The following is a 14,099-nucleotide window of genomic DNA, read 5'->3' on the forward strand; positions in this document are numbered from 1 at the left end:
ACATGTCTAACGGGTATTTTTCATTAGTCTTGCACGCTCACCTTCCTTATGTGAGGCATAAAGAAGCGAATCGATTAGAGGAAAGATGGGTATTTGAGGCACTTACTGAGACATATATCCCGTTGTTATGGGTACTCGAAGAACAGCCTGAAACCTTGTCTTGGACCCTATCATTCTCACCTCCTTTGTTGGAGTTATTAAACGATCCAGTCATTCAAAAACGTTATCTAGAACATTTAGACCTTACGATAAAACTGGTTAAAAAAGAAAAAAAGCATTCTACTAATATGGAAGAACAAAAGATTATTGCTTTTTACGAAGAGCGCTATAAAAGGATCATGGAAACTTATCAAGAATTCGATTGTAAAGTTACAGATGCTTATAAGCGCTATATGGATCTAGGGAAGGTTCATTGCATGACTTCCTCTGCAACCCACGCGTTCCTTCCCTATGTTCAAACTGAGCAAGGAGTTAAGGCTCAGATCTTTGCAGGCGTTCAAACCTTTGAAAAGTATTTTGGTGAAAAGCCTAAAGGCTTCTGGCTACCAGAATGTGCGTACTCTCCCGGTATAGATAAAGCGTTAGCTGATGCAGGTATACAGTTTACTTTTGTAGATGAAGAAACTTTACTTCGAAGTAAGCCTGTACCATCAAAAGGTATTGGAGCTCCTGTATATTCTCCACATGGGGTGGCATTGTTCTCTCGAAATCAATGCATCTCAGAAACGATATGGAATTCTTCTGTTGGTTATCCGGGTGATTTTGATTATCGAGAGTTTTATCGAGATGTTGCTTATGAACGGGAGAACGAATATATAAAGAGCTTCATACATCCGGAAGGAATTCGTGTTGATACAGGTTTGAAGTACTGGCGAATAACTGGGGAGACGGAGAACAAAGACTGGTACCAAAGAGACTGGGCATTAAATAAAGTACAGGGTCATGCTAATGATTTTTGTCATCGTATTAAAGAATATCTACATACCAACGAACAATCTTACCCTCCTCAATTAATAACTGCACCATTTGATGCAGAACTATTTGGACACTGGTGGTTTGAAGGACCAGAATTTTTACTTCAATCCATGAACGTTTCAACTGAACAAAACATCACGTGGATCACACCTCAAGAATTTTTAACAAGACATTATCAAGATTTAGAAACTGTAAGACCATGCTTTTCAACATGGGGACGAAACCAAACAGGCGAAGTATGGCTGAATGAGTCAAACGCTTGGATGTATAGACACTTGCATCACTGTGAAAGAAAACTTGTCCAACTCGCAGCTCGTCTTTCACATGACGAACCTAACATCGTTATGGAACGATATGCAGATCAGATGGTTCGTGAATGGATGCTTGCCGCTAGTTCTGATTGGGCTTTTATCATTGAAGGTAATAGTGCAACAGAATATGCCAAGTCAAGATTCCAAGAACATATAGAGAGGTTTCATGAACTGTATCGATCGATTGAAAATAAGACGTATCAGCTTCCAGAGATAGCAGACTATGAAAACAAATATCCTTTCATGTTAACAACTGGCTTATGGCACTTTTTTAAGAGTAAACATGATGAATACGTAGCTTTTCAGTACAGTGAACAAAAAGCTAAAGTCAAAAAGAAGATATTAATGCTTTCATGGGAGTTCCCTCCTATGGTTGTGGGTGGGTTAGCACGGCATGTATTCGATCTTTCAAGAAAATTGGTCGAGCAAGGAACGGAAGTCTATGTAATTACATCATCTGTTCCAGGATATCCGGAACATGAGGTGAACAACGGTGTACATGTATACCGAGTTGCTGGTAATCAGCCGAAGTTTGAGTCGTTTTTCCACTGGACTGGGAGTTTGAATTTGGCCATTACTGAACAAGCGCTGGCATTAGCAAATAAGTTTGATTTTGATTGCATTCATGCTCATGATTGGCTTGTCTCCGTTTCGGCATTAGCCATCAAGAAAGAATTGAACATTCCGTTGATCACCACGATTCATGCAACAGAACATGGAAGAAACAACGGGATTACATCACCCCTTCAATACGAGATCAATCAGAAAGAATGGGAACTGATGGATGGATCAGACAGTCTGATCGTCTGCAGTGACTATATGAAGAATGAGTTAATTGGGGTCTTTAGTATACCGGAAGAAAAGATAACGATTCTACCAAACGGCATAGATCCAGAACAGATTACATTCCAATCAAGTCCTTCTATAGAGAATAAAAACGATCATGAACTTCTTCTTTTTTCTGTTGGAAGGCTTGTAAGAGAAAAAGGATTTCAAACGATCATAGAGGCTGCAGATATTTTAAGGAATTCAGGCAAACATGTCAGGTTTGTGATCGCTGGAAAAGGTCCTTTAATGGATGAACTAACAGCAATGATCAAACAGAGGAATCTTGAAGGATATGTTCATCTTGCAGGATTCGTTAGTGATGAGGAAAGAAATGAATGGTTTGCAAAAGCTGATGCTGCTCTTTTTCCGAGTCATTATGAACCGTTTGGCATTGTTGCACTAGAAGGGATGGCCGCAGGTAAACTGACCATCGTTTCTGATACGGGTGGATTAAGAGAAATTGTTGACCATGAAAGAACAGGGCTAAAAATATACCCTAACGATCCAGGCAGTATTGTTTGGGCTGTAGAATATATCCTTAGCAATCGTGAGCAATGTCTAGAAATGGCAAAAAGCGGTGAAGAAATAGCTAGAACCGTTTTCAGTTGGGATTCTATTGCTGAAAAGACTGCAGAACTCTATACGATAGAAATAAATAAAACATCAAAAGTGGGAGGTATCGTTTAATGAAGGGTGTAATTATGGCTGGTGGAAAAGGAACACGATTAAGACCTCTTACATGCAATATGCCAAAACCAATGGTGCCGATGCTTCATAAACCTGTTATGGAGTATGGTATCGAACTTCTTAAGAAATTTGGTATCACTGATATCGCCGTTACCGTTCATTACTTACCAGACGCAATTAAAAACTATTTTGGTGATGGTCGCGACTTTGGTGTTAACCTTCATTATTTTGTTGAAGATACACCTCTTGGAACAGCAGGCTCTATTAAGAATGCTGAAGAATTTTTGGATGAGCGTTTTATAGTGATATCAGGTGATGCATTAACAGATTTCAACCTTGAAAAAGGAATTCAATTTCATGAAGATAAAGAGTCTCTAGCTACTATCTTTATGAAACAAGTGGATTCTCCTCTAGAATATGGTGTGATCATGACTAACCAAGAAGGAAAGATCATTCGTTTTCTTGAGAAGCCAAGCTGGAATGAAGTCTTTAGTGATACAGTGAACACAGGCATCTATGTACTCGAACCAGAAGTGTTCCAATATATTGAAAAAGATGTGCCAGTTGATTTTAGTAAAGATTTGTTTCCGCTGCTTATGAAAGAGGATAAAAATTTGTTCGGTTATCAAGCAGAAGGATATTGGTCTGATATCGGGAGCCTTCAGCAGTATCGTCAATCGCATTATGATATGTTGAACGGTTTAGTGAATCTACCTTTTGCAGGAGAGGAAAAAGAGCCTGGTGTTTGGATCGGTGAAAATGTTTTTATTGAAGATGGAGCTGTGATCGAAGCACCTGTAAGCATTGCAGATGGAGCAGTTATTCGTAAAGGCTCTCATATTGGCAAACTATCTGTTGTTGGAAAGAATAGTGTAGTAAGCTCAGGAAGTTCTTTAAAGAAAACGGTGTTATGGAACGATGTTTTTGTAGGAGATCAGTGTGAATTAAGAGGAGCAACGATCGCAAACGGTACAAAAGTAGAAAAAGACGCGTCTATCTTTGAACATGCGGTAGTCGGTAACCATTGTACGATTGGTAGAAACGCGACGCTAAAGCCAGATGTTAAGATCTGGCCAGAAAAAGAGATCTTCGAAGAAGCTCTTGTTCACACATCAATCGTATGGGGTAAAAAAGCTACAAAATCTTTGTTTGGATCTAGAGGAGTATCTGGGATCGCTAATGTTGAGATCACACCAGATTATATCGCAAGGCTGGCATCAGCTTATGGAGCTGTTCTTCCTTATGGGTCACAGATCATTATCGCAAGTGACTCGCATGACTTTTCAGTTATGATTAAACAATCTTTTATACAAGGGCTCCATTCTTCCGGGGTGCACACGCTAGATATTAGTCCTACTGTCGCACCAGTCGTCCGTTTCTCTATTGAAGAAGAACATTTAGAGGGCGGTGTTTACGTAAGGTTCTCTAATCCTACGGGAGAGAAGCAACTGATGATTGAATTCTATGATAACAAAGGACTTCCGATTCATTCAGATCTTGAAAGAAAAATCGAGAATGCCTATTGGCAGGAAGATTATAGACGTGCATCATTTGATCGTATCGGAAAAGGTGCCATACAGGCGAACAAACATGAAGATTACATTTCTGCTCTGCTAGAAGAAATCCAAGAAAAAGGGATTCAAGAAGCTAAGTTTAGAGTAGTGGTAAATTACAATCACCAGCCGTACCTTAACTTTATCCCTAATCTATATAATCGATTGAACTGTGAGATCCTCACCGCTCCATATCAGACAAAGCCAGAGGAAATGGCATCATTTGTGAGAGTTACAAATGCCAATATTGGTGTATTGATCGGAGAAGCGGGGGAAACATTACGTCTCATTACAGAAACAGGGGAAGTATTGGATGAAGAGACTATGCTTGCTCTCTATGTTTTCACAGCATTTTCTCAAGGTAAGCAAAAAGAGATGGCTATCCCGGTATATGGATCATCTGCTCTCGATTCCATTGCTGAGCGTTTAAAAGGTAAGCTGATTCGGACGAAAGCTAACCCACGTTCAATCATGGAAGTAGGAGATGGGGTACTTAATTATCAATACGACGCTCAATATGCATTTGTTCATATCTTAGAGATCATGGCGATGCAGAAGATTACACTATCGGAACTCGTCAAAATGCTTCCTGACGTGCATATGTTAAGAGAATATGTACCATGTCCAAAAGATAAGAAAGGCCGAGTAATGCGCAGACTGATGGAGGATATCCGTGACAACAATGTAGAATTGCTGGATGGGATTAAAGTGTTTCATCCTGAAGGAGGATGGACACTTATCCTTCCAGACGTAGAACAGCCTGTTTTTACCGTTTACTCTCAGAATACGGATCCTGAACAAGCAAAACAAGCGGCATCACAATACATTGAAAAAATTCAGTTATATCAGCAGGTGTAACAGATGCCTAGACATTTGGTTTTAGGAAACGGAAAATTATTGATCAATTTAGATGAGTATTTGCAGATCAGAGACATCTATTTTCCATACGTCGGTCAGCAAAATCATGTCCAAGGACACGTTAACCGCCTAGGAGCCAGTATTAATGGCTCCTTTTCTTGGCTTTCTTCAAAAGAATGGGTGATCGAGCCAGGTTATCATTTAGACTCGCTCGTTACGCTCTCATACGCCAAAAACGTAAAGGAAGGCATAACGCTGAAGATTGAAGACGCCGTTCATCAAAGAGAAAATATGTTCATGCGAAGAATTACCGTTTTAAACGAAACACATGAAGAAAAAAAGATCAAAATTTTCTTTCACCAAGATCTTTCTATTTATGAAAATGAAGTGGGAGATACAGCCTATTTTGATCCCGAAAAATCTGTGATCATCCATTATAAGAAGAATCGGTACTTTTTGTTTGCAGCTTCATTCGATCAAAAAGGGATCGACCAGTACACAACAGGTGTTAAACGTTTTTTAAGTGCGGAAGGAACATGGAGAGATGCCGAAGATGGCCATCTTCATGTGAACCCTATCGCTCAAGGATCTGTGGATAGCACTTTCTCCGTGCAAGGTATCGTTCCGGCACATGGAAAAGGAGACGTAAACTATGCTTTAACCGTTGGGAAAAGTAGAGAAGAAGTTTTCTCTCTCTACGATTATCTCATGGAGATCGGTCCATCGTTAACGCTAGATAAGATCGATGTTTACTGGAGGAGATGGGTGAACAAAACAAAGATCAATCCATGCAACCTTTCTGATGAACTTCTTGATCTATATAATAGAAGTTTACTCATCATTCGTACACAGACCAATGAGAACGGTTATATCATAGCGGCCAATGATTCTGACATTCAGCATTATAACCGAGACCATTACAGTTATATGTGGCCGAGGGATGGGGCGTTAATCGCTGCTGCTGTTGCAAAAGCGGGCTTTCATGGTATGGTGAAGAACTTCTATCGAAGATGTGCGGATGTTTTAACAAAAGAGGGATACCTTCATCATAAGTATAACCCCGATGGTTCGATCGGATCATCGTGGCATCCAATGATCGATAAAGAAGGGTCAAGTCAGCTACCAATCCAGGAGGATGAAACGGCACTTGTACTTTGGGCGTTTTGGGAACATTATAAAGAAACAGGAGATATTGAGTTTGCTCAATCTCTCTATCGGTCATTAGTTCGTCCGAGTGCAAGATTCTTGCTTCAATATATGCAAGAAGAGCTAGACCTGCCGTTGCCTTCTTATGATCTATGGGAAGAAAGAAGAGGAATCTTTACTTTTACAACAAGTTCTGTTTATGGTGGTCTAATGGCTGCATACTCATTCGCGACGCTCTTTGGTGAAGATGATCGAGCAGAGAGGTATAAGAAGGGTGCAGACCGAATAAAAGCAGGAATGGAAAAGCATTTGTATGATGAAGATTCAGGAAGATTTTTAAGAGGTATCTATCTGTTGGATGATAATGCCTATAAAAAAGATTTCACGATGGAATCCAGCATGTATGCTCTCTTTGCATTCGGTGTATATCCTGCCGATGATGAACGGATTGTCCGAACGATGCAGCAGATGAATGAAGAGTTGAGCATTAAATCAGGTGTGGGCGGAATTGCGAGATATACAAATGACTATTATTTTCAGCAAACGCATGACATGACAAGAGCTCCTGGAAATCCTTGGTTAATTTGCACGTTATGGCTTGCTAAATGGTATGTTCAATGTGCGAAATCACTTCAAGATCTAGAGCGTCCACATGAAATTTTACGCTGGGTTCACGAGCATAGCTTTTCTACAGGTGTCTTACCTGAGCAGCTTCATCCGTTTACAGGAGAAGCTTTGTCCGTTGCCCCTCTCACTTGGTCACATGCTACTTTTATTGATGTTCTAAAAGAATATACAAAAGTCTATGAGAAACTTTCGCAAAACTCACTTGCTCGTTAGAAAAGAATTTGTTATCATGTTATGGTATGGTTTAATAGAGAATATGACTGTTAGTAACCATGATAATGTACTTTGGTAAAGATGTGGAGGGAAACAACAATGCGTGTAAACATTACTTTAGCTTGTACTGAAACTGGTGATCGTAACTACATCACTACAAAAAACAAGCGTACGAATCCAGACCGTTTAGAGCTTAAAAAATACAGCCCGCGTTTAAAGAAATACACAGTTCACCGTGAAACAAAGTAATTTCACGTAGAAGCGCCTGAGACCCATGCAAATGAGGGATCAGGCGTTTTTTCATGCAATCGAAAAACCATGATATGATAAATAGATCACGTTATAGAGGTGTTTAATTCATGGATAAAATACAATGGCGAAAAGAGTTAAAAAAAGTACTGCTTTCAATGGGAAAAGAAGAAAGGAAAGCAAAAAGTAAAGCGATTTCTAATCTCTTATTTCAAACAAACGAATGGAAAACAGCTGATTGTTTTGGGGTAACAGTCTCGCGAGGATTTGAGCTTGATACATCTCACATCATAGATCAAGCATGGAGGGAAGGAAAGACTGTCGCTGTGCCAAAGTGTTACTCTAAACATAAACAGATGGAGTTCAGAGAAATTCGTTCGTTTAAAGAATTAGAAAATGTTTACATGGATCTATATGAACCTAAGTTAGAAGTTACTTCGAGCATAGAGGCGTCTCAAATGAATATGATCATCGTTCCAGGTCTTGTGTTTGATCGTGAAGGATATAGAATCGGTTACGGAGGTGGGTACTTCGATCGCTACTTACAAACTTATATTGGATCAAAACTTTCACTTGCTTATACATTGCAGACAACGACATCTGTTCCACATGAAAGCTATGATATTCCAGTAGATAAAATTATTACGGAAGATGGTCGGTTTAAGTAGATGATTTTTTTACTAGTGGGTATTGCTCTTCTTTCCGTATTGTCAGCTTTATTCAAATGGCTAACGATCGCAGGGAGTGTAACAGCGTTTATATTAGGAGTAATCATCTATATAGCATTCGGTTGGCAAGGTTTGATCATACTTGGTCTGTTTTTCATAACTTCTACCCTTTTGACAAAATGGAAGAAAGACAAAAAGCAGGATCAAGATGCATTGCACACCGAAGACAAAAAAGGAAGGTCTGCTTGGCAAGTGCTTGCAAATGGTGGAGCAGCTCTACTTGCAGCAATTGGTCACCTGACACTTTCAGATCCTGCTTGGCTTGTCATGTTCGCGGCTACCTTTGCGACAGCTACGGCGGATACATGGGCTTCAGAGATCGGTGTCCTATCAAAAAGAAGACCGTTTCATATTAAAGAATGGAAGAAGGTAGAACCTGGTTTATCAGGCGCAGTATCAGGTCTAGGAACAATGGCAGCAGCGACAGGAGCATTATTAATAGGCTTTAGCTTTTATTTTCTTTATAACACAACGATTACCATCCTATTGTGTATTGCGATTTCTGGATTCTTAGGGAACGTCGCAGATACCCTTTTTGGTGCTTGGTTTGAACAAAAGTACGTTTGTTCCATATGTAAAAGAGAAACCGAAAGCCACGTTCATTGTGGGTCCAAGACGGTAAAAGTATTTGGGTTTGCCTATTTTACAAACAATCTTGTGAATTTTTCAGCGACGATTATTGGAGGTCTGATTGCGGGAGGTTTATATATATGGATCATAAGTTAAAGGTGATAGGTGTTGTCCTTGCAGGCGGGGAGTCAAGAAGGTTTGGAAGTCCCAAAATGTTCGCTGAATGGGGCGATGCTACTTTTTTTGAAAAAGCTGTGAATACGATCACTCCATATTCAGATGAACTTGTAGCTGTCGTTCGCAAAGAATGGATAGAGAGATTAAAGCAAAACCATTCTCATGCAGCAGAATTAATTTCCGATGTTGAACCTTTTAAAGGTAAAGGTCCTCTAGCGGGAATATACAGTGCGATGATGAAAAAAAAGGGAGATTATTATTTGATCACGCCTTGTGATATGCCTAGAATGAGCAGGGATATGTATAAAAAATGGCTGGAATCAGCTTTTGAGCATCCGATGTATGATTGCATCGTCCCGGTATTAAACGGAAAAGTATATCCACTTAACGGTATATACAAGAAATCATGTCTTCATGAAATGAAAGAGAATTTAATGAAGGATGACTTAAAGGTTTTATCATTTTTGAGCCGTAAAAATACCAAATACATAGAAGTACAAAAAGATGAGGCTCACTTTTTCGATAATGTGAATACGAAAGAGGATCTTTTAAATCTACGAGACGAATAAAAATCGCATTCCAAACAGAAAGTAGTAGCAAGGAGGTTTTTTTACATGAAAGGATTCGTGATTAAAAGCTTTTTGATATTCCTCGCTGTTGCGCTCGGTTATAGAATGAGATACCGATTGATGAACAGCGCTCTCGGTAATCCTTTAGTTCGTCGTTTCTTGGTGGGGAGTGCCATGTCATTTCCAGGGCTGCGATCTAAAATGATGGATGAGATCATTTGACCATGCGTTCGAAAAAAGCAGCATTTTTCTTTGATTTAGACAATACGCTGTTTGATTATGAAGCCTCCTTTAAGAAGGCTTCTTTGTTTGCATTTCGTTCCATCTTTTCTTCAGGTGAGCAAAATAACAAGTTAGAAGAAAAATGGTTTCCTCATTATAAAACGTTATGTGATTTCTATTGGCAGGCTTATGAAAAAGCATGGATCACCCGAAAAGAATATCAAAAAAACCGTCTATCATCTTCTTTACGTGCAGTAGGAATAAGGAATGTTAATGACCATGAAATCCAGCGATATCAACAGCTTTTTGAAAGAAATATACACCTTTTTGTAGAACTCTATCCTTGGATACAGGATATGATTCAATTCTTAAAACGTAATGAAATCATGTACGGAATCATCTCTAATGGAGAAACTTATGTTCAGAGAAACAAAATAAAGCATCTGCAGCTAGATATTCCTGAAAAACATATTTATATTTCATCGGAAATAAAAGTAGCTAAACCTAGTCCGGAAATCTTTCATCTTGTAAGAAAAAATGTGGAAGCAAGTGCTTTCTTTTATGTTGGTGACTCATATTCATTAGATATGGTCCCAGCTATCCAAGCAGGATGGAATGCTATATGGTGGAATCCTTCGTTGCTTGATGTAAAGAATGGCAAAGTTCCTCATTATATCTGTTATTCCAGCGATGAATTAGTAGAAACCATCATGAGATATATTGAATAAGCTGGATGTTCTCCCCATTCGTTGTTTGGAATAGAACGAATAGATATTTTTTGTCTTTGCTTATTAAGATGAAAGGCATCGAACTTCCGATGGGACTTATTCTCTGTCCATTCTTTGTAGTAATTCCTAAAAAATAATTTTTGTATAATCCTTCCCATAGCTTCCCGATAATTTCTTGACTTTTAGATAGAGAGAACCCAGATAACGGTTTGTTATTATAATCAGTTAGCGACTCTAGAGAGATCACGTTGTATCCATCGAGATCAATCTGATAGAAGTTTGTTGTTTGTGTAAGTGTTTGCTGCAGATATTTATTTGTTTTTTCATCGAGATCATTTTTTGCTTTTCGTTCAGTGTTATCCTTAGGAATCTTAAAACCTGAGAATGATTGACCAAGTTTTGCTGCATATAAATAATCATTACTCATTCTTTGTACAGAACGATATTTCTCCTCACTTAGATGTATTTCTCCCTGATGATAGGAGATGGCCTCCCATAGCCCCGGTATCGAACTTAAAACATCCTTTTCAAGGTCAATTGCATCTGCTGAGGTTTTCCACTCTGTTATCTTATTGTTAAGCCTTCCGTTCTCGAAAATCATCGCCATGTCTTGTCTGAGATAAACACGTTCAGAAGTCACTGAGTTCACTTTCCAAAGTAAGTCATAATTTGATGAAGTGCCATTTAAGAAAGAAAGGTTCGTTTCTGCTTCCTTAAAAGAGAACGTATTATCCAATGGAAAGAAAGTAATGCTTTCGCGTGCTTCTTTTTTAACAAACGGCTGGTAGATGATACCTATTACAAGTATAATAATTAACAGATAAATTGAAATTCTCCACTTCATACGCATCAGCCTCCCTTTCGGACAACTTGTTCCTAAATTCTATGCAATCCTGTCCGAATTAGAAGGCCTGAGTTAAAGAAAACATATGGAGGGGTTAATCGAGAGGGGTTAGGTCAATGGAAGTTGAAACAAAAGAGATCGTGAGCTATTTGAAAAAACTCGTACATATCCCAAGCCCATCTGGGAATACAGAAGCTGCAATCAATCATATGAAATCATTCTTTGAAGAAAATCAGGTGTTAAATAAAACGACAAATAAAGGTGCAATCATAGCGACTATTCCAGGTGAGAACGATTCCAAACACCGCTTGCTGACTGCTCATGTTGATACGTTAGGTGCTATGGTAAAAGAGATCAAAGGCGATGGCCGTCTTAAATTAGACTTAATCGGCGGGTTCTACTGGAATACGATTGAAGGCGAATATTGTTCGATACATACGAATTCAGGAAAAGTGTTCAGCGGCACGATCATGATGCATCAAACTGCTGCTCATGTTTACAAAGGAATGAATGAACTAAAGCGTGATGAAAAGAATATGGTAGTTCGCGTAGATGAAGAGTTTCATTCTAAAAAGGATGTTGAAGAAGCGGGAATTTCTGTTGGGGATTTTGTCTCTTTCCATCCTAGATTCGAACAATTGGAAAGTGGGTTTGTGAAGTCGCGTCATCTAGATGACAAGGCTAGTGTTGCAGTTCTGATGCATGTGATCAAAGAAATTAAGGCCAATTCAATAAAGTTACCTTACACGACCCACTTTTTGATCAGTAATAATGAAGAGATCGGATATGGCGGTAATTCAAACATACCAACTGAAACAGTCGAGTACTTAGCGGTAGATATGGGTGCGATCGGTGATGGTCAGGCAACAGACGAATTTACTGTTAGCATCTGTGCAAAAGACTCTGGTGGACCCTACCATTATGGGTTAAGAAAGCATCTTGTTGATTTGGCAGAAAAACATAAAATCGGATATAAAGTTGATATCTATCCTTACTATGGTTCAGATGCAACAGCAGCCATTCGTGCTGGAGCAGATATTGTGCACGGTCTGATCGGACCAGGGATCGATGCATCTCATGCTTTTGAGCGAACACATATCAAATCATTAAAAAATACAGCAGAGCTTATTCATGCATATCTGAAGTCTCCTTTAGTTTAGCCTGCAGCCCCTTAGCTATTAGCTAAGGGTTTTTCTTTTCCTGTCTATTCACATTCCAAAGTTGTACTTATGAAGACGTTTAGAGTAATCGTAGTTGACCAAGGTATGAAACAGGAAAAGAAAGTGAAGGATGATAGGCAGAGGAGTGATGAAAAATGTCTTATCTGCCAAAAAAACAACCTCTTTCAACAAATTTTGATGAAAACGTTGAATATATGAAAAATCAGCTAGGCGTGGACATCAGTTTTGATTGTATACACCTTGACTTAGAATATGCCGGAAGAAGAATGGCTTTATTTATGGTTGATGGATTCGTTAAAGATGATATTCTTCATTATTTAATGAAGTTACTAGCCGATCTTGAACCAGGTCAATTAGATCCGGATCCACTTGTAAAACTGATGAAGACCTATCTGCCTTATATAGAAATCTCTACGTCAGATGATTTGAATCAAGGAATCGATTGGGTTTTAAGTGGCCCCACAGTTCTGATCGTTGAGGGTGTTTCAGAAATCCTTCAAATCGATGCTAGAACGTACCCGGTTCGAGGACCTGAAGAACCGGATGTTGAGCGTGTAGTAAGAGGAGCAAGAGATGGTTTTGTTGAAACGATCGTGTTCAATACCGCACTCACGAGAAGAAGAGTTCGTGACCGGTCACTCCGAATGGAGTACATGAGTATTGGAAGGCGCTCTAAGACCGATGTATGTATTTCTTATATTGAAGATATTGCAGATCCGCATATCGTTGACCGGATTAAGGATTCATTGAAAAAAATTGATACAGATGGACTTCCGATGGGTGAGAAAACGGTGGAAGAATTTATTTGTGGCCGTCACCTCAATCCATATCCGTTAGTGAGATATACAGAAAGACCTGATACAGCAGCGGTTCATTTATTTGAAGGCCATGTTTTAGTTTATGTAGACGGATCTCCGTCTGTCTTGATCACCCCAACAACATTTTGGCATCATCTGCAACATGCAGAAGAATACAGGCAGAAACCTGTAGTTGGAGCATATTTAAGATTTGTGCGGTTTTTAGCTGTTTGGATTTCAATATTTTTATTGCCGTTGTGGTATTTATTTTCCGTACAAAAGGAACTTTTACCTGTGAATTTATCATTCATAGGCCCTGAAGAAATTGGTGTTGTTCCTTTGTTCTTGCAGTTCGTGATCATTGAGTTGGGTATGGACATGCTCAGGATGGCTACCATACATACCCCCACATCGGTTTCCACCGGGCTAGGATTAGTCTCAGCCATTGTGGTCGGACAAGTTGCGATCGAAGCAGGTTTATTTGTAAATGAGGTCGTGCTCTATATCGCAGTAGCAGCAATTGGAACATTTGCTACTCCTACGTATGAGCTTAGTTTAGCAAATCGTTTATTAAGGCTTTCTTTATTAGGATTAACCGCATTATTAGGTGTACCCGGATATATAATAGGCTTTACATTAGCTGTATTATTCTTTGTATCGTTCAAATCCTTTCATATACCGTATCTCTGGCCGTTTATTCCATTCAATCCAAAAGCGATCAGAGATGTAATCTTAAGAATACCTATGCCTCTAAAGAACAGAAGACCGATCGTATTACACCCGAAAGACCCCGATCGTTAATAGTAGACAGCTGAACATTCTTCAGCTGTCTTTTT

At 39.2% G+C, this 14,099-nt stretch carries 12 protein-coding genes; 11 read left to right on the top strand and 1 reads right to left on the bottom strand.

Annotated features, from left to right (window positions below; translation table 11 throughout):
* The first annotated feature begins 2 nt into the window (after positions 1 to 2).
* From ACOZ9X_RS05320 to ACOZ9X_RS05360, 9 genes are all read left to right on the top strand, one after another.
* The gene (locus ACOZ9X_RS05320; RefSeq protein WP_423417286.1) at positions 3 to 2,801 is read left to right on the top strand and encodes a 1,4-alpha-glucan branching protein domain-containing protein; all 2,799 of its coding nucleotides are present in this window, start codon (positions 3 to 5) and stop codon (positions 2,799 to 2,801) included.
* Complete coding sequence (locus ACOZ9X_RS05325) at positions 2,801 to 5,212, top strand: sugar phosphate nucleotidyltransferase (RefSeq protein WP_423417287.1); 2,412 nt, start codon at positions 2,801 to 2,803, stop codon at positions 5,210 to 5,212. Before ACOZ9X_RS05320 ends, ACOZ9X_RS05325 begins: the two co-directional genes overlap by 1 nt.
* Before the next feature lie 3 nt (positions 5,213 to 5,215).
* Positions 5,216 to 7,198: a glycoside hydrolase family 15 protein gene (locus ACOZ9X_RS05330; protein WP_423417288.1), complete on the top strand. Its 1,983-nt coding sequence runs from the start codon at positions 5,216 to 5,218 to the stop codon at positions 7,196 to 7,198.
* Positions 7,199 to 7,297: 99 nt separating this feature from the next.
* Positions 7,298 to 7,447: a 50S ribosomal protein L33 gene (gene rpmG, locus ACOZ9X_RS05335; RefSeq protein WP_066242361.1), complete on the top strand. Its 150-nt coding sequence runs from the start codon at positions 7,298 to 7,300 to the stop codon at positions 7,445 to 7,447.
* A 110-nt stretch (positions 7,448 to 7,557) separates the two neighbouring features.
* On the top strand, positions 7,558 to 8,115 hold the full coding sequence (locus ACOZ9X_RS05340) for a 5-formyltetrahydrofolate cyclo-ligase (protein WP_423417289.1): 558 nt from the start codon (positions 7,558 to 7,560) through the stop codon (positions 8,113 to 8,115).
* On the top strand, positions 8,116 to 8,901 hold the full coding sequence (locus ACOZ9X_RS05345; RefSeq protein WP_423417290.1) for a DUF92 domain-containing protein: 786 nt from the start codon (positions 8,116 to 8,118) through the stop codon (positions 8,899 to 8,901).
* Complete coding sequence (locus ACOZ9X_RS05350; RefSeq protein WP_423417291.1) at positions 8,886 to 9,491, top strand: molybdenum cofactor guanylyltransferase; 606 nt, start codon at positions 8,886 to 8,888, stop codon at positions 9,489 to 9,491. Before ACOZ9X_RS05345 ends, ACOZ9X_RS05350 begins: the two co-directional genes overlap by 16 nt.
* A 45-nt stretch (positions 9,492 to 9,536) precedes the next feature.
* The gene (locus tag ACOZ9X_RS05355; protein WP_423417292.1) at positions 9,537 to 9,713 is read left to right on the top strand and encodes a hypothetical protein; all 177 of its coding nucleotides are present in this window, start codon (positions 9,537 to 9,539) and stop codon (positions 9,711 to 9,713) included.
* A gap of 2 nt (positions 9,714 to 9,715) precedes the next feature.
* Positions 9,716 to 10,441: an HAD family hydrolase gene (locus ACOZ9X_RS05360; RefSeq protein WP_423417293.1), complete on the top strand. Its 726-nt coding sequence runs from the start codon at positions 9,716 to 9,718 to the stop codon at positions 10,439 to 10,441.
* Here the strand turns inward: ACOZ9X_RS05360 and ACOZ9X_RS05365 are convergent.
* Positions 10,422 to 11,285, bottom strand: a complete 864-nt coding sequence (locus ACOZ9X_RS05365; protein WP_423417294.1) for a hypothetical protein — start codon at positions 11,283 to 11,285, stop codon at positions 10,422 to 10,424. The genes ACOZ9X_RS05360 and ACOZ9X_RS05365 overlap by 20 nt on opposite strands.
* 116 nt (positions 11,286 to 11,401) lie before the next feature.
* Between ACOZ9X_RS05365 and ACOZ9X_RS05370 the strand changes: the two genes are divergently transcribed.
* Together ACOZ9X_RS05370 and ACOZ9X_RS05375 are read left to right on the top strand one after the other, a co-directional pair.
* A complete protein-coding gene (locus tag ACOZ9X_RS05370) occupies positions 11,402 to 12,445 on the top strand; it encodes a M42 family metallopeptidase (protein ID WP_423417295.1) in 1,044 nt (347 codons plus the stop codon).
* A gap of 155 nt (positions 12,446 to 12,600) precedes the next feature.
* Positions 12,601 to 14,064, top strand: coding sequence for a spore germination protein (locus tag ACOZ9X_RS05375; RefSeq protein ID WP_423417296.1), 1,464 nt, complete (start codon positions 12,601 to 12,603; stop codon positions 14,062 to 14,064).
* Positions 14,065 to 14,099: the final 35 nt, after the last annotated feature.

Origin of the sequence: Fictibacillus nanhaiensis, from assembly GCF_049537595.1 — a bacterium.
Classification (GTDB): domain Bacteria; phylum Bacillota; class Bacilli; order Bacillales; family Fictibacillaceae; genus Fictibacillus; species Fictibacillus nanhaiensis_F.